The organism is Candidatus Wallbacteria bacterium (assembly GCA_028687545.1).
GTDB lineage: Bacteria > Muiribacteriota > JAQTZZ01 > JAQTZZ01 > JAQTZZ01 > JAQTZZ01.
In genome coordinates this window covers 31,113-46,468 of sequence record JAQTZZ010000033.1, presented here as the reverse complement: position 1 = coordinate 46,468, position 15,356 = coordinate 31,113, and the positions used below count along the sequence as shown (strand labels likewise).

The 15,356-nt window shown below is 50.0% G+C and carries 15 protein-coding genes; 4 read left to right on the top strand and 11 right to left on the bottom strand.

Annotated elements, in window-relative coordinates:
* Window positions 1–1,922 (top strand): ankyrin repeat domain-containing protein (locus tag PHW04_13085; GenBank protein MDD2716821.1); only part of this gene is annotated, 1,922 nt, incomplete at its 5' end.
* Between the two features lie 82 nt (window positions 1,923–2,004).
* Here the strand turns inward: PHW04_13085 and PHW04_13080 are convergent.
* Both PHW04_13080 and PHW04_13075 read right to left on the bottom strand, forming a co-directional pair.
* Complete coding sequence (locus tag PHW04_13080; protein ID MDD2716820.1) at window positions 2,005–3,189, bottom strand: ATP-binding protein; 1,185 nt, start codon at window positions 3,187–3,189, stop codon at window positions 2,005–2,007.
* 142 nt (window positions 3,190–3,331) lie between these two features.
* On the bottom strand, window positions 3,332–3,550 hold the full coding sequence (locus PHW04_13075; protein ID MDD2716819.1) for a hypothetical protein: 219 nt from the start codon (window positions 3,548–3,550) through the stop codon (window positions 3,332–3,334).
* A 43-nt stretch (window positions 3,551–3,593) separates the two neighbouring features.
* Here PHW04_13075 and PHW04_13070 point away from each other — a divergent pair, with 43 nt between their 5' ends.
* On the top strand, window positions 3,594–4,502 hold the full coding sequence (locus PHW04_13070) for a GNAT family N-acetyltransferase (protein ID MDD2716818.1): 909 nt from the start codon (window positions 3,594–3,596) through the stop codon (window positions 4,500–4,502).
* A gap of 137 nt (window positions 4,503–4,639) precedes the next feature.
* On the opposite strand, the gene PHW04_13065 is transcribed toward PHW04_13070, so the two are convergent.
* The 4 genes from PHW04_13065 to PHW04_13050 all read right to left on the bottom strand — a co-directional run bounded on the left by PHW04_13065 (window position 4,640) and on the right by PHW04_13050 (window position 7,980).
* Window positions 4,640–4,924, bottom strand: a complete 285-nt coding sequence (locus PHW04_13065) for a hypothetical protein (GenBank protein ID MDD2716817.1) — start codon at window positions 4,922–4,924, stop codon at window positions 4,640–4,642.
* 285 nt (window positions 4,925–5,209) lie between these two features.
* Window positions 5,210–6,484, bottom strand: coding sequence for a hypothetical protein (locus tag PHW04_13060; GenBank protein ID MDD2716816.1), 1,275 nt, complete (start codon window positions 6,482–6,484; stop codon window positions 5,210–5,212).
* Window positions 6,485–6,550: 66 nt separating this feature from the next.
* Window positions 6,551–6,787: a C1 family peptidase gene (locus tag PHW04_13055; protein MDD2716815.1), complete on the bottom strand. Its 237-nt coding sequence runs from the start codon at window positions 6,785–6,787 to the stop codon at window positions 6,551–6,553.
* 86 nt (window positions 6,788–6,873) lie between these two features.
* A complete protein-coding gene (locus tag PHW04_13050) occupies window positions 6,874–7,980 on the bottom strand; it encodes a hypothetical protein (protein ID MDD2716814.1) in 1,107 nt (368 codons plus the stop codon).
* 334 nt (window positions 7,981–8,314) lie between these two features.
* On the opposite strand from PHW04_13050, the gene PHW04_13045 reads away from it, so the two are divergent.
* Together PHW04_13045 and PHW04_13040 are read left to right on the top strand one after the other, a co-directional pair.
* On the top strand, window positions 8,315–9,271 hold the full coding sequence (locus PHW04_13045) for a phosphotransferase (protein ID MDD2716813.1): 957 nt from the start codon (window positions 8,315–8,317) through the stop codon (window positions 9,269–9,271).
* Window positions 9,272–9,536: 265 nt separating this feature from the next.
* Window positions 9,537–9,734 (top strand): hypothetical protein, encoded by a 198-nt coding sequence (locus tag PHW04_13040; GenBank protein MDD2716812.1) that lies wholly within the window; start codon window positions 9,537–9,539, stop codon window positions 9,732–9,734.
* A 14-nt stretch (window positions 9,735–9,748) separates the two neighbouring features.
* Here the strand turns inward: PHW04_13040 and ugpC are convergent, their stop codons facing one another.
* From ugpC to PHW04_13015, 5 genes are all read right to left on the bottom strand, one after another.
* The gene (ugpC, locus tag PHW04_13035) at window positions 9,749–10,870 is read right to left on the bottom strand and encodes a sn-glycerol-3-phosphate ABC transporter ATP-binding protein UgpC (protein ID MDD2716811.1); all 1,122 of its coding nucleotides are present in this window, start codon (window positions 10,868–10,870) and stop codon (window positions 9,749–9,751) included.
* A gap of 34 nt (window positions 10,871–10,904) precedes the next feature.
* Complete coding sequence (locus PHW04_13030; protein MDD2716810.1) at window positions 10,905–11,726, bottom strand: carbohydrate ABC transporter permease; 822 nt, start codon at window positions 11,724–11,726, stop codon at window positions 10,905–10,907.
* Window positions 11,727–11,769: 43 nt separating this feature from the next.
* Entirely contained in the window at window positions 11,770–12,663 is an 894-nt protein-coding gene (locus PHW04_13025) for a sugar ABC transporter permease (GenBank protein ID MDD2716809.1), read from the bottom strand.
* A 13-nt stretch (window positions 12,664–12,676) separates the two neighbouring features.
* Window positions 12,677–13,993, bottom strand: a complete 1,317-nt coding sequence (locus PHW04_13020; GenBank protein ID MDD2716808.1) for an ABC transporter substrate-binding protein — start codon at window positions 13,991–13,993, stop codon at window positions 12,677–12,679.
* 62 nt (window positions 13,994–14,055) lie between these two features.
* Entirely contained in the window at window positions 14,056–15,291 is a 1,236-nt protein-coding gene (locus tag PHW04_13015) for a glycosyltransferase (GenBank protein MDD2716807.1), read from the bottom strand.
* Window positions 15,292–15,356 lie beyond the last annotated feature (65 nt).

Sequence of the window (15,356 nt, the reverse complement as noted above, 5' to 3'; positions counted from 1 at the left end):
CCACGATTTTTCCTCTGAGCAGGGACAGGGATCTTTACATTCTGCTAAGAAATTCCGGGGATGAAGAAATCCTGCGCCTGATGCTCGCCAAGGGAACTGTGGAATTATCCTCAGAAGTCATTCCTGCAGTATTTTCAAAAGAAATCGCCGGAAAAATGCAGATCGAGAAATTGAACGGAAAAAAACTGGAGGCTATTTCCCTGGTCCGCACATATGCAGCAGCAGAATATTTGCTGGAAAAAGGGCTGGACCCGAACCTTGAGGAAGCTGGCAATGTCCCGCTGACTGTTGCGGAAAACGCGGAAGTAGCCCGCGCCCTCATTGCTCATGGAGCGGACATTAATGCTGAAGTGAAGAGCTGGTGCGGTTATTGCGAAAAGGACGGTATACTGGGCAGGGTGAAGAATCGGGCAGTGGCTGAACTGTTGATCGCCAGCGGCCTTGACCCGAAAAAAAAGAGCGTCAGAGGCACCACATATCTTCACAATGAAAAGCTGCGCAAGGACGTGGCTGAAATGCTGCTGGAATACGGGCTTTCGCCCAACGAGCGCGACGCATTCGGCAAAACCCCGCTTTTCTATTCAGGTTATGAAACAGCTACAGTGCAATTTCTGATTTCACGCGGTGCTGATCCGGCGATCAAGGACAATGACGGCAATACTCCTCTCCATCACAGCGTTTTCAGTATCGAAGCAGCTGAACTGATGGTTGCGAACGGCCTTTCGGTGACTGAGAAGAACAAAAACGGGGATACACCTCTGCATCTTGTTAGTGACGCCAGATGCGCCGAATTCCTGATTGAACATGGAGCTGACGTAAATTCCCGCAACAATCTGGGGCAGACACCCCTTTTGCAATTCAATGTTTTCAAGCATCGTGAAGTCCTGGAAGTACTGCTCAAGCATGGAGCTGACCGTAATGCTGTAGATAATGGCGGCCACCAGATCCCGGCTGAATTGCTGTCCGGTGTTAGGGCCACCGCGGAATCGGTTTTAACCCCTCCACTCGTTTCCGGCACATCCGAAGCTGCTGAGCAGAATGCGACGAAAATCTATACCTCTCCTGTCGAATTCCTGGAATGGATTAAAGCAGGCGGGGACGTGCTGGCCGAATTTCCCAAGGCACTAATGGAAAAGAAAATTAATAGTTATAAATTGCAGATTCTGTATTTGTTTTACTATGGTCTGGGTATCTCCGAACCTGATCCTCCACAGGAGATCGACGCAAGAAACTACAAACTCGGCCTGGAACTGATCCTTATGTTTCTGGAAAAGGGCGGGAACCCGAATCAAGTAACTTTCACAGGCAGAAGCTTGCTGATGATGTTTCCTTACCCTGAGGCGATCGGAATGCTGCTGAAAGCAGGTGCTGATCCGATGTTAAAGGACATCACAGGCAAGTCTGCCGTGTTTTATGCCGCCAGGAAGCACAATAACCTGGAAGGAATAAAACTCTTGGTCGCAGAAGCTGAAAAGCAGGGCCAGCGGATTTCGGACCTGCTGGACAACTCAGGCAATAACCTGATGATGAACTCCAATAATGAGTATCTGGATTATTTCGTTCAGAATGGGCTTAATATCAATTATGCTAATGTTAAAGGCCAGACGCAGCTCATGCTTGCCTGCAGCTCCCCTGATTTCGGTTCATGGATAGAGCTGCTGCTGAAGGCAGGCGCCGATTATCGGAAGCCCGACAATGACGGAAATACAGCCCTTCATTATGCGGCTCAGGAACTGTTCGGACTCAACGACATCGAATGCCTGCTCAAGGCCGGCGCAGATCCGAATGCATTGAACAAGGCTGGAAAAACCCCGCTGGACCTTGTCACTGAAGCCCTGAAATCCGGAAAGCGGGAAGCCTGGGAAATGGATAGTCTCAGAAAAAACTCAGATATTTTATCGCAGAATATGGGGGAAAAATAGGAAATCTGGAGGCAATATGGAAAGAATCAATCAGTTCATCCTCTCCTGCGGATGTTTAATCAGAAATCAAGTTGAGTTAAAGTCAAGTCCCGGGTTGTAAGTCCAGATTTCGCGCCGAGAAGAGATCTTTCCATGGGATTACATTGAAATCACCTGCGCGATAGGGACGATCATTGAGCCCTGCACAGACTGCCCGGGCACCTGGGTGGTCGGTCTGGAACGCACGCAGGCCTTGCAGATCCACGGCTTCGATTCTGCCGCCGGTTTTGACCTCGACAGCCCAGACTCCCTCCCCAGTCTCGATCACCAGATCCACCTCAGAGCCTGAAGCACTCCGCCAATGATAGAAGCGCCAGTTTTTTCCTGAATAGGCAGCCAGACGCATGGTTTCGATGATAATGAAGTGCTCGAACAACCTGCCGAATTCGGAGGTTCCTTCTTTGACCGGCTGTGCAGCCCTGCCGAGCAATGACTGGACAACACCAGTATCAAAGAAATAATACTTCGGATGCTGAACCAGGCGGCGTCTGGTGCTCCTAATGTATGGAGGAAGCCGGTAGACAATCAGAGTGTCTTCCAGGATCTGGTAATACGCCTGAATCGTCTTGACTGACACCTGCGTTTCCCTGGCAATGTTGGAATAGTTTACGGTCATGCCGTTCTGATCGGCTGCGATCTCCAGGAATCTGCTGAAAGCGCTTACATTGCGTGTCAAAGCTTCATCCAGAACCTCTTCCTTCAAGTAAGTCTGAGTATAGGCCTCCAGCGTTTTCGCAGCATCGGAATCGGATGACTTGATCACAGGCGGAAGACTCCCGCGGCAAAGCGCCCGATTCAAGACAAAATCTTTCCCCAGTTCCTGATGGGTAAGCGGGTATAAGTGATACTGCCAGGCGCGTCCGGCCAGAAGATTGACTCCTGAACGCCTGATCTTCCTTGCGCTGGACCCTGTCATGACAAACGCCAGTTTTTCTTTATATGTCTCAATAAGGAGATGGACTTCATCCAGAATTTCGGGCACTTTTTGTACTTCGTCGATAAAGACGGTCAGATTGTCAGGCAGGGAATCCATGGCCTGGATTTCCTTGCGCAAGTGCTCTGGCCTGGTTTTGTACCTGAGAAAGGTATCGCGCTCCAGGAAATTGAGCACCAGATGAGGTCTGTCGGAAAGGAGCCCGCTGATCAGAGTGCTCTTGCCGGTTTGTCTCGGGCCGAAAAGAAAAAAACTATTTTCCCCTGTGGGCAGAGTGATCGATCTCTTGTACATATGTTCCAATTATACCAGGTAAAATTGGAATATCAAGAAAAATATACCGTAATATCCGTTTAAACACATTGATTAACTCACTGCACTCTTAACATCTGGGATTGAGGAAACTGATTGTGATCTTCAGGTTAAAATTTTATCATCAATGACTCGCAAAATGTGAAAATGAAGTTTCATTCAGCTTCAGGGCAATCAGAGGAAGAAAGCTGAAGCTGAATGAAGCAGGTTGAAACTGGATAATCCGGCCCCTTTGAGAAATAATAAAATCAAGAGCTTGAATCCAGGAGGCGGACATGGAAAAAATACTGATCCTGCTGATGGCGCTGGCTGCAGTGGCATTATTGCGCGCCAGCGAAATCATCAGCTTTTTCTGCTAAGTCTTGAAAAGAATTCAGGAGGGTAGTATGAAAATCAGAACACTGCGTAAGGGTGAAGAACGTCTGTGGGTGGAACTGGATACGCTTGCCGGGGAAGTGGAGCAGAAACTTACTGAATTTCTGGCACTACGAGAAGCAAAGAAGTCAGACCAGATGTGCTTTCTGGCGGCTTTTGTTGGAAAGAAACTTGTAGGGAAACTGCAAGGAATTCCATGCGGGCTGGAGCGCTACTACGTTCAGTCTCTCAAGATCGCTGAAAGGGCCGATTTCGAATGTACGAGCGGTGAATTGATCAGCCACCTGCAAAAATCCCTGTCCTGCAAGGAAATTATGGCACTGAGCGAAACTGTTGCTCCCGGACCGATGGACAGGCTGTTGCTTGAACGCGGATTTCAGATCATGATCGAGCGTATTTTCGTGGAGCGGGAAATTATCGATTATCGATCACCGTTTGACGATCCTTTTACATACAAGAGTATGGACGAGGTAGGGCGGGACTTGATGATTCAGGTTTTTACCGAGGGAATGTTGATGGGGGAAATTCGTGAAATCAATAAAGTCCGCAGTAAAGGGCAGCCTCCAGATTTCAGCGATGAGTTCGAACAGATGATCGAAGAAGTGGGGCGTCCTATGGCTGAGAAGATGTGGAGACTGGCCTTCCTGGGTGAGGAACCGGTAGGTATGGTACTGCCTTCCCTGTACCGGAGTAATCCAGACTGCGGTAAAACAGAGTTCATCTGCATACGGCCTGCTCATGCAGGCAAGGGTTATGGCGTAATTCTTCATGCATACAGCCTGGAACAACTGTCCAGGGCCGGTGCGAAAAAATACAGCGACTCCACTGACAGCATCAAACGACCAATGCTGGCTGTTTTTGAAAAAAACGGCTGCCATAAAGTGGAACGGGCTTACCGCCTTTACTGCTGGCTCAAGTAGAACTTATTGATCATTAACTGTCCTACGAATTCCATTCTACTGGCCAATTTCGCGGTTTTCAATGCTTCTTTGGCCAGGTAAAAGCTCAATAAGGTTGTGAAACGGAAGAGGCTGGGCTTTCCTCCAAAGCGACGATTTCATTTACAGTCGAAACTTGACACAGTCGAATTCAGATAATCATCAAGCACAAAATATCCTGCCGCAGGCGGCAGAATGATGCCGAGCACCAGCCATTCCAGGGCCGACCGCTCGCTCAGCTCAGCCCAGATTCCAGCCAGTGCGCCGAAGATAAGCGAAATCATCAGATGGAAAATCAGGGTGATCTTGAAGCTGCCGGTAAGGACCCCTGAGTCCACGATCATGAACATGGCTGCCAGGCAGGCTGCCAGACCGAATTTGATCAGATTCAGTTTGTTTTTCATACTTCCTCCTCATACTCCGCTCTAAATACATTAGCCGTCCGCGACGGAAAAGGTTCATTTCTTCTGATTTAATTATGGCCGGATCAAGAACCTCTTCAAGGAACAATCAGCTTCATGCAGCAGCAATTATAAAGAAGCAGGATGATGCGGATTGAATCTTCCGGATTCCGCAGGATTTGGAATAATGGAAAAAGCCTGGTGGTTCGCCACTGTAACAGGAGGATTAAATGGTGCTTGTGGAATGCAGCAAAGAAAAAGAGGCTTACATGAAAAAGTGGCAATCCTTTATTTTTTTGCAGACCATTGCCGGACCTGTTCGTTGATAAATTTAAGTGCATCATCATTGTAGCAGAATGGCTTTTCATTTCCATCCTGGGAAAGCAATGCAGGATCAAGCCATTCCCTGCCGGCAACCTTGCATCTGCGCTTCGTTTCCTCCACATATGCCGCATCGTCATAGAATCCGTTGGTGAAGCCGCAAGACCTGAAATTTGAAATGGGTGTCTGAAAAACCAGGCCGTCAAAAGCCTGTTCGTAATTTTCCGCGGTAAAAGAGGAATGATAATCAAAGGCGGTTTTCCCGAATGGCGTGTCCTTGAGGGAGAAGCCTGCCGGTTTGTTGCCATTGGAGGCAAAAGCAGCCTCCCAGATCCCGTTTCCGATCAGGTGGAAAAGGGACATCTGATCATTCTGAGCTTCAACATACGCCCGCGGGGAATTCCAGAGTATATCCGCCACTTTTCCGGGCAGGGAAAGCTTGAGGAATGCCGCTGTGTTTTCCCCGTATGAGCCTGTAGCTTTACTTTTCACCAGGCCCAGGCCGTGTCTGGTATTTAAAATGACCAGAAAGCGGTCTTTTTTATTGCTTCCCGAAGACTGGCATTTGGATATTTGTGCGCAGATGCTGGACGCCATTATCTTGTCGCGTGCACTGCTGACTATTTCCTGAAGGTAATAATCCCTCTCTGTTTTAATATTGTCCCAGGACCAGGGCATGTCTGAGAGCCAGGCCCCGATTTTACTGTCTTCAGGAAGCTTGGAGTTCACATCCCAGAGTGCGGACCAGAAATTCAGGATGTTCGGGTTGGGCCAGCCCTGCGGATGAAAGGTATTCTCCCGGTTGATCCTGATGAGCAGGAATTTGTCGCAGGTTTTTTTGGCTAAAAATTCGTCCATCAGCGGCTGCTGGGTGATCGAACCGACTTCAGTGAAGATTCCCCGCACCTTTTTTGCAAAATCAGGGTGTGAAATCAGCTTCATGAGGAATTCGTACTGGGTCAGCTCAGGGTGCAGGAATTCGGTAAATACCACTACCTGATATTTGTCGAACAGGCTGAGCATGTATTCCACCGGATCACTGGAAATTTTTTTCAGGAAATCAACATAAGGAGCAAGCATGGCTTCCGCAGTTTCACCCTTAATTCCAGGCAGCGAAGCCATTTCCGGAAGACCGGTCGCAAGGCCGGTTTCAGCGGTTTCAGCCATGGAGGCTGCAGAAGATAGGAACACCATGCTGAATATAATAAAACTAAAAAAACAACTGTTGAATTTTGTTTTCATAAATTCCTCCTGATGGCTCATTTTACTTTAAATTCTCTAATTTTAGAACAAGATTCAAATAAAAAATCAATTCCCGATCATCACAGTCGGACATACCCCGACCCTGGATTTGCCGTATCCGATGTACATGAATCCGCCTTCCCCCCATTGGGCGCTGCTGGAATTCTTGAGGATCCAGCAACCGCCCTGCCCCATCGAATCGTCCCAGCCCACCAGCATCACGGCATGGTTCGGATCTCCCGCTTCATTCAGCAACAAAAATAAAGAAGCTGGATGAAACAGGATGAAACTTCTTTTTAGCATCAGGATCGATAATAATTCAGTTATAAGTGAATTAAAAGTATGGAGTATAAGGGGGAAAACAATTGAATCAGGAAAGCCAGTAGCTGTTAGTTTCCCCAGAAACGCAGCTTGTCCAGATGGGAAACCAGGCTGTCGCCGCTGGACAGCATGTTGATCAGCATTGCCAGCGGAGTCATGATTATCGAGGAAATCAGCCTGGCCATTGAACCGAATTCATAAGGCCAGACAGGCATTGACTCGGCGAGGCGGTAAAGTTCAGTCAGGCCTTGAACTGACTGCATTGCAGCCAGGTCATCACCGCCAGGCACCTTCTCCAGGGAATTCTGCAGAGAACTGGAAAGGCGCAGCAGCATCCTCTGGCGGGTCGCCTGCATCATCCGGTGTACACCGGCGAGCGAATAGACGGGAGAAGAGAGTGCCACCAGCAGCACCAGGAAAAACATGAACCAGAACACAGGATTCTGCTGGCATTCAGGTTCGAATAAAGCCAGCAGTCCGAGATAGAGCAGCACGACAGTCAGAAAATAGTGCATTGACAAGGACAGATCTCCGATCACTTTAAGCCCGCCGCAGCGGTCCGGGTGCAGCGGCCTGATCCGCAAGCCGAGGCGCATGGTGCGGAGCAGCAAAAATCCTGTAACCAGAGATTTGTAGAGCATCAGGATGATCACTCCATAATTCAGGCAGATGAAGATCCGGGCGTAGAATGCGGTAAATCCTCCATGAATTCCCAGCCACCAGCCCGGCCGTAGCAGCATGGAAATCACTGCTATTACCGAACCTGAAATAAAGGAAAGCCAGGAAGCCAGAGAGCTTTGATACATTGGCTTTACCATGGAATGGAGCTCAGCAGCCCCTTCTGTGTCTGAACCCCAGTCACCGCGGACCAGGCAGCGCAGAAAACGGGAAAGCCGACGATAAAAATTGACAGTCACAATTGCACCCAGCGGGGAGAGCAGGCCAAGATTGATCAGATTCAGATAATCATGGCTGAGAGGAATCAGTGATCCGTTCCGGTAAAGCGTACCCCCGGCCAGGCTGAGCAGTATAGTGCCTCCGAAGCTGAACAGAAAATAAAGCAGAGCCGCAGGTATGGCTTTTTCACCTAACGGCACGGCGAAAAACCGATAAACAGGATCATTGGCTGCTGGATGATAAAAAATAGATTTTCTCAGGCTTACCTCCGCAATCATTCTATTATAAATCAATTTTTTCGATTTGTAATTCAGGAACCTTTTTTGACTGGTGTGTCAGAGCTTTGACAATGCCCGGAACATACTGATATCTTTCTATTATGATCACAAACGCATCTGAGTATCTGCAAGAAGTGGATCGCCTTTTCGCTCTGGGCAGGGATTTATTACAACCAGGACAAATGGTATATACCTGAAGAACTGCAGAAATAAACCCTTTTCGTCTCTTTACAGGTCTGAATCGGAATGGTTCAGGGATAACCTGGGATGGAAGGTCAGCGATATACACGAGACCCTGCTTCAGGCCAAAGGCGGATTCAATCAGGTTTTGAGCGTGGAATTGAAGTCTGACAGCAGAACTGTTCCTTCCAGGGTGATCGTCAAACTGACTGTGCCTCCGGAATCCGATTCTGAGACAGTGAACCAGGATGATCCTTATGAACATGTCCGGGAATTTCATGCTTATCAATTACTCCCTGATCTGGGAGTACCCACAGCCGCAGTTTATTTCAAATCCATGCTAAAGTCAGGCGAAAATGCCCTGATCATGGAAGACCTCACCTTGAGGGCGAATCTCAGGGGAAATGATCACAAGTGGAGTTTTGATGAAGCGAGGTCAATTCTGGATTTCTATGTCAGGCTGCACCTGGCAGGCCTGAGGGAATCCTCATGCGGCGATCTGAGGGCCAGGTGGCCCTGGCTTTCTGAACATGAAGGAAGCCAGTTGAAAGCTCCAATGCTCTCCAGAATGCTGAAAAAAATCCTTGCCTCTCCTGTAACCGGCGCCAGGCTATCCCCTCATGCAGGGTCACTTTTATCGATCTGTGATCGTATGGAAAGCCTAAAAAAACACCTGGCTTCCAGGCCCCAGACATTCAATTACAATGACTTCTTTCCAGGCAATGTGGCTGTGCCTGATAAATGGTCTCCAGCCGACCCTGCCATACTCTTTGACTGGCATCTGCTGGGTACCGGCCCTGTCGAACAGGATCTGCTGAACGTGTTTTACGGCGATCATTTCAGCCTGATCAATGTCGACGAATGCCTGGAACATTATATCAGCAGCATCAATACCGCTGCCGGAACATCCTATAAACCGGGTGAAGTGCGGAACTGCATGAAAGCGGCTGAGCTGCTGGGTGTCATGCACTCTTTGTGGATGCTGTCAGGCAGGCTGCCAGCTATCGAACTGGGAAAAAGAAAGCTGCCTGGCTGGCTGGATTCGCTTATCACCAGGATCCAGAACGGCTATCTGGACGAGCTTCTCTCCATTGCCGGAAGGATCATCTGACCTGTCACAAAGTCAGGCCCAGTTTCTTTTCCAAACGCTAATTTTCAAGACCTGCCCCTAATTTTCCTTCTTCTCCTATCTCCCTTTTAGTCGAACTTACATATGGCGGGGTCGAGAGGGGTGAACCAAATCTTGGGTAAAGAAGCAGCCACTTCCTTAGTCAGAAAACCAATTCTGTTATCAAACTGATGGTAATTGCTTACCTTGAGAGGAGCAGAATCCATTGACTCCCCGCCGGGGTGTTCAGAGGGGCGGAGTCCCTCTGATGGGAGGAATCTCAAAGGGAGGGGAAAACCCTCCCTTTGACTGCATTTTGAATGCCTTCAGACGGGGTCAGGTCGGATTTGGGGAAAAGCTCTGGAAGAACGACCAGACCCCGATCTCGCAGAAAACGACATGTCCTAATCTTATACTGTTAAGATACGGTCACTTTTTCTATTTCAACATTCTGTCAAATGTATAGACCCGGTTCAAATTTCAATTTTCCAGTTCCAGGCGTTCCCCGCTCTTCTTGTCGAATACATGCACTGAATCCATATCCAGGACAAGATTGATCGTTTCATCCACGTGCGGCCTGTCCTTGGCATTGAATCTGGCTGTGATCTCGCATCCGTTGCGCTCCAGGGTCGCGATCACTTCGCCGCCCAGCACTTCCACTACTTCCACCTTGGCCTGGAAGCTGTTCTCGCCAGGCAGATGGCTGACCCGGCTGTCGTTTTCCCTGAATATATGTTCTGGCCTGATGCCGAGGATCAGATCATGGCCTGTAAATGCCGCGAGCTGCCTGCTCTCTTTTTTGGGAGCCTTGAGGTGGAACAGGCCGTTATTAAACCAGGTCGAGTCTCCTTCCAGGTTCACCCTGCAGTCGAAGAAATTCATGGCCGGGCTGCCGATGAAACCTGCCACAAAGAGATTACCCGGTTTCTCATAAACAACTTCCGGATCATCGCACTGCTGCAGGATCCCGTCGTTCATCACAGCAATCCTGGTGCCCATGGTCATGGCTTCCACCTGGTCGTGGGTAACGTAAACCGTTGTGGTCTGCAGCCTGTTATGCAGTTTGCTGAGTTCCACCCTCATCTTCACCCTGAGCTTGGCGTCCAGGTTGGAGAGCGGCTCATCCATCAGGAATACCTTTGGGTCGCGCACTATGGCTCTGCCAAGAGCCACGCGCTGCCGCTGCCCTCCTGACAGATCCTTTGGTTTGCGCTGGAGCAGGTCTTCCAGGCCCAGGATCTCGGCAGCCAGCTTCACGCGCTTCTCAATCACCTCATTGGACGCTTTCTGCATCCTGAGCGCAAAGCACATGTTCTCAAATACGTTCATGTGCGGGTAAAGTGCGTAGTTCTGGAAAACCATGGCTACATTGCGCCTGGAACCGGGAAGTTTTGTTACGCAATCGTTTCCGATATAGATGTTCCCTTCAGTTATCTCCTCAAGCCCTGCGATCATGCGCAGGGTGGTGGACTTGCCGCAGCCTGAGGGCCCGACCAGCACCAGGAATTCCTTATCCGCGATCTCAAGGTTCAATTCCTTGACAGTGTCCGCAGCAGCATTTTCATATCTTTTCCTGATTTTCTCCAAAACCACTTTTGCCATATGCCCCTCCTCGCATTTAATATTTTCCGTTCAATTATCCCTTAAGTCCGGAAAGAGTTATACCCTGGATGATCTGCTTCTGCATAGCTATGAACACCACGATCGACGGGATCACCACCAGATTGGCGGCAGCCATGATGATGTGGTATTCGATCCCGTACTGTCCGGCAAATCCGTTCAGCCCGACAGGCAGGGTCTTCATGACTTCGCTGTTTGTCATGATCAGAGGCCAGAGGAAGGAGTCCCAGTTGCCTGTAAAGGTGAAGATGGCCAGCGCAGCCATGGAAGGCTTGACCAGTGGCAGTATTATCCTGGTGAAGATCGTGATTTCACCAGCTCCATCAAGGCGGGCTGCCTCGATCAGTGAATTAGGGATCCCTTCCATGAACTGCTTCATCAGGAAAATCCCGAAAGCGCTGATCAGGCCGGGTATGATCAACCCAAGATATGTATCGCAGAGCTTGAAATGAATTGCCAGGATATACCAGGGTATCACCAGCATCTGCATGGGCACCATCATGGTGGAGAGGATCAGGTAGAAAATGGTGTTTCTGTAAGGATATTCGAATTTGGCCAGAGAATAACCGGCCAGGGAACTGAAAAAACAGACGCTCACTGTGACTACCCCGGCTACGACCAGGCTGTTCAGATACCATCTGCCGAAATGGGCTGCTTTCAAGATTTCCTTGTAATTGTCAAAGGTAAAATCCTTGGGCCAGAATGTGGGCGGGATGCAGATGATCTCATGCGGAGGCTTGAAAGAACTCAGTATAGTCCAGAGAAAGGGGAAAACCATTAGAAAGGCGATGCCTGAAAGAGCAAGGTAGATGGAGAATTTTTTCAGTTTGGATTCCATGTTTCACCTCAGCTTATTTAAACATCTTCGTTTTGGCTGCTTCTTAGTATTCGAATTTCTTGGTCAGTACTTTCATCTGGAACACTGTCACTGCCAGGATGATCGCGAACAGCACAAAGGTCATGGCAGAGCCGTAGCCCATCTGGTATGACCTGAAGGCTGTCTGCTGGATGTGGAAGACCACTGTCCTGGTGCTGTTCAGCGGGCCGCCGTTGGGAGCCATCACAAAGATCTCGCCGAAGAGCTGCAGCCCGTTCATCACCCCCATCACTGAAAGAAACACCATGGTCGGATTGAGGAGTGGCAGAGTGACATGCCAGAAGCGCCGGAAACCGGTAGCTCCATCCATTTCCGCAGCCTGGTAAATCGAGTCAGGGATCGTGGTCAGGCCTGCCAGGAGAATCACCACCTGGAATCCCAGGCTTTTCCAGACAGTCATCAGGGCGATCGAAGCAAGCGCTGTATACGGGCTGAGCAGAAACGGGCATTGCAGGTGCACGAATGAAAGCAGGTGATTGATCAGTCCGAAGGTCGGTTCATACAGCCACATCCAGATATAGCCGGCTGCAATGCCTGAGGTGATCACAGGCATGAAGATCATGAAGCGGAAAAGCCCGAGCCAGCGGATGCCTGAATTAAGCAATAGGGCGATGGCAAGGGACAGCACGAGCCCGACCGGAACCGCCACCAGAGTGTAGCAGAAATTGTTGATCAGGCATCTCAGGAAGACTGTATCGTGGAGCAGGGCGAAATAATTATTCAGAAAAACGAAATTCTTATCTGGATTGAGAAGGTTCCAGTCGTTGAAGCTCAGAAAGAATGAGTAAAACATGGGCCAGATGTTCAGGCAGATAAAATAAACAACTGCAGGCAGGATGAAAAGCATACCCCAGAACATGCGGCGCGTCTTATCTTCCATTTCAAAAAATCTGTTCATCTGTCCTCCCCCTTCAATTTGCCGCGAGCATCCGGTTGATTTCCTGCGCAGCCTGCGAGATCGACTGTTCAGGAGTGTAATGAAGCAGCAACACACGCTCGATGGCCAGCTCTATTTCCTGCTTGTACCTGCCCTCGTCTTTCTTCAGCGAAGCGTAAGTATAGGGCATCTGGTCCAGGAAGGCGGAAAGCTGCGGGTATTTTTTCCTCAGTTCCGGATCCATGGCTGCTTCCTGCCGCATGGGCAGTTCACCGACCCAGTCCACCCATTTCAGCATTGTTTCCTTGGAAGTGATGAATTTCACGAATTTCCAGGCTTCCAGCCTGGCCCTGCCTGTGGCCTTTTTGGTCACGCAGTTGGCCCAGTAAGTGCCATAGACTACCTGTTTTTTGTGATGCGGGATCGGCGCGATCCTGTATTCGAAATCAGGAGGAGTGTCGCGCTTGAGTTGAGAGATCGCCCAGCTTCCGTCGATCAGCATGCCTGCGCGGCCCAGGCGGAAAGCTTCGTACGGCGGCAGGAACATGTAGGAATAGTAATTGTTTTTGCAGAATCCCATCATGTATTCCATGGCTTCGTAGCCTGACCTGGAGTCCCAGAGCACATGGTTCTCATCACTGTCCAGGCTTCCGCAGTCGTTCTGCGGGATCAGGCAGTCGGTCAGGTAATTCCAGGCCTGGCCCTGCGGCTGCCCGATCGCAGCTCCGGCCACCTGCAGCCTTCCATGTTCGTCGTGCCTGGTGATTTTGGCGGCAGATTCCATCATCTCTTCCCAGGTCTGGGGCGGGCGGTCAGGATCGAGTCCTGCCTCGCGGAAAAGCTTTGTGTTGTAATAAAGGGCCAGATTGCTCGCCCCTATGGCCAGCCCGTAATATGAGTCGTACTTCTTGAAACTGGAAAGCAGGGGGAAGAAATCCCGTTCTATATCCGCTGTAGTCATGATTTCAGGCGGTACAGGCGTGAGAAGTCCGCTTTTCACATACTGATAGGCCCAGCTGTTGTGAATATTGATGATGTCAGGCCCCTCCCCTGCCGCGATCGAGGCCACCAGCTTGCTGACATATGTATCGTATGACAGGGTGTTGAAGACAATTTTCACGCCAGGGTTTTGCGCTTCATATTCCGCAATCAGCTTGTCAATGGCTATCTTTTCAGGTGTGTAATGATGCCTCCAGTAGACCAGCGTGATTTCACCGCTTGACTCCTGGGAAGTCTGAACTGCTTCCACAGGCCCGGGAGAAGCTGCCTGCTCTTCGCCACCGCAGCCTGTGACTAGGAACAGGGAAACCGCGATTGAGATCAGTAACAAGCATCCGGATATTTTCTCCATCAGCCCCCCTTTTGACTTGTATATTATATGAGCCTCTAATCTTAAGACAAGAGGCTCATATTTCAAACTTGTTTTAAATACGAGGCAAATCCTTGAGTGAATCCGGAAATCAGTGACATGTAGTCCCGCAGTTGCCTGGTGAGCAGGAAATTCTCCCGAACATACCAGTGGGCTTTTTCTCCGATTTTCCCGATCATTTCAGGGTTCTTCAGCAGCTCCCTGATCCTGTCCGCTGCTTCCTGCGGCGTGTTGACCAGGAATCCTGTCTCATAGTTCTTGACCTGGATTTTGATGCCTCCTGTGTTGCCGCCGATCACCGGCTTTTTCTTCCAGAGCGCTTCAGTCACTGTGAGCCCGAAGCCCTCCTTGACCGACTTCTGCACCACGATCGCGGAGGCCCGCTGCAGGGCATTGATGAACAGCGCATCTTCAGGCAGCATCATCACCATCACGTCAGGCATTCTTCCCACTGCCTTCAGGACCTCGGCATGCACGGCGCTGCCTTCAGGGTCGTCCGCAGCCCCGGCGCCGGCCAGGATCAGGCGGCAGGGAAAATCCCTGCGCACGATCTTGAAAGCTTCCACTACTCCAAGCGGATCCTTGAATCTGTCGAATCTGGAAACCTGGGTGATCAGGGGCAAATCGCGGCTGATGCTGTATCTGGTCATCAGTTCATCAACTTCGCCTGAACTCATCTCCCTGTTCTTTTCGCTCAAAGGGTCTATGCTGGGCGCAATGATGAATTGAGAATGAGGCAGTTTCCGGGCGAATTCAGGCATGGAAAAAATGCTGGCGTCAAAAGGGGCCACAATTTTACTCAGGTAATTCCAGACTTTTGGGTCAGGATTACTGGCATCGATGTGGCAGCGCCAGACCCATTTGCCCTTCCTGTTCGGGCAGAGGTTGATCAGATGTGCGGGCTGCGGATCATGGATAAAGACATAGTCAGCAGCTTCCAGCTTTGCCCGCAGTTTCTCCGCGTTCCTGACCGCGTTCTGCTCGTATATTTTCCGCTCGGTTTCCGTGAAAGGCACATCATTACCCTGCAGTCCGTTGTGGAACATCTTGGTCACGCGGAAAAATTCGTCAGTGCCGTCTATCACTTCCCAGGAGGCCTTCAGGCCAAGCTCAGCCATGAATGCCACCAGCCAGTTGAGAATTTCGGCCACTCCGCCGCCTGCCCTGGTGGAATTCACGTGCACAATGCTCTTCCCGCTCAGGTGCCTGGCAATATCTTTCAGCTGGTCAAGGCAATTATCGCCGACTATGTCGCGATACTGTTCCAGGCTGCGCTCCATTTTCCCTTCCAGGACTTTGTCAGTGCCATTTTTTTTCATGGTTCCCCCTTCAGACTTATTGTTTA

What these genes read in the sequence shown, in the direction of transcription:
- PHW04_13030 (MDD2716810.1), bottom strand. Translation starts at nt 11,726, where the DNA reads ATGGAATCCAAACTGAAAAAATTCTCCATCTACCTTGCTCTTTCAGGC.
- PHW04_13015 (MDD2716807.1), bottom strand. Translation starts at nt 15,291, where the DNA reads ATGGAGCGCAGCCTGGAACAGTATCGCGACATAGTCGGCGATAATTGC.
- PHW04_13020 (MDD2716808.1), bottom strand. Translation starts at nt 13,993, where the DNA reads ATGGAGAAAATATCCGGATGCTTGTTACTGATCTCAATCGCGGTTTCC.
- PHW04_13065 (MDD2716817.1), bottom strand. Translation starts at nt 4,924, where the DNA reads ATGAAAAACAAACTGAATCTGATCAAATTCGGTCTGGCAGCCTGCCTG.
- PHW04_13070 (MDD2716818.1), top strand. Translation starts at nt 3,594, where the DNA reads ATGAAAATCAGAACACTGCGTAAGGGTGAAGAACGTCTGTGGGTGGAA.
- PHW04_13060 (MDD2716816.1), bottom strand. Translation starts at nt 6,484, where the DNA reads ATGAAAACAAAATTCAACAGTTGTTTTTTTAGTTTTATTATATTCAGC.
- PHW04_13055 (MDD2716815.1), bottom strand. Translation starts at nt 6,787, where the DNA reads ATGCTAAAAAGAAGTTTCATCCTGTTTCATCCAGCTTCTTTATTTTTG.
- PHW04_13050 (MDD2716814.1), bottom strand. Translation starts at nt 7,980, where the DNA reads ATGATTGCGGAGGTAAGCCTGAGAAAATCTATTTTTTATCATCCAGCA.
- ugpC (MDD2716811.1), bottom strand. Translation starts at nt 10,870, where the DNA reads ATGGCAAAAGTGGTTTTGGAGAAAATCAGGAAAAGATATGAAAATGCT.
- PHW04_13080 (MDD2716820.1), bottom strand. Translation starts at nt 3,189, where the DNA reads ATGTACAAGAGATCGATCACTCTGCCCACAGGGGAAAATAGTTTTTTT.
- PHW04_13075 (MDD2716819.1), bottom strand. Translation starts at nt 3,550, where the DNA reads ATGATTTCGCTGGCGCGCAATAATGCCACTGCAGCCAGCGCCATCAGC.
- PHW04_13025 (MDD2716809.1), bottom strand. Translation starts at nt 12,663, where the DNA reads ATGAACAGATTTTTTGAAATGGAAGATAAGACGCGCCGCATGTTCTGG.
- PHW04_13040 (MDD2716812.1), top strand. Translation starts at nt 9,537, where the DNA reads ATGGGAGGAATCTCAAAGGGAGGGGAAAACCCTCCCTTTGACTGCATT.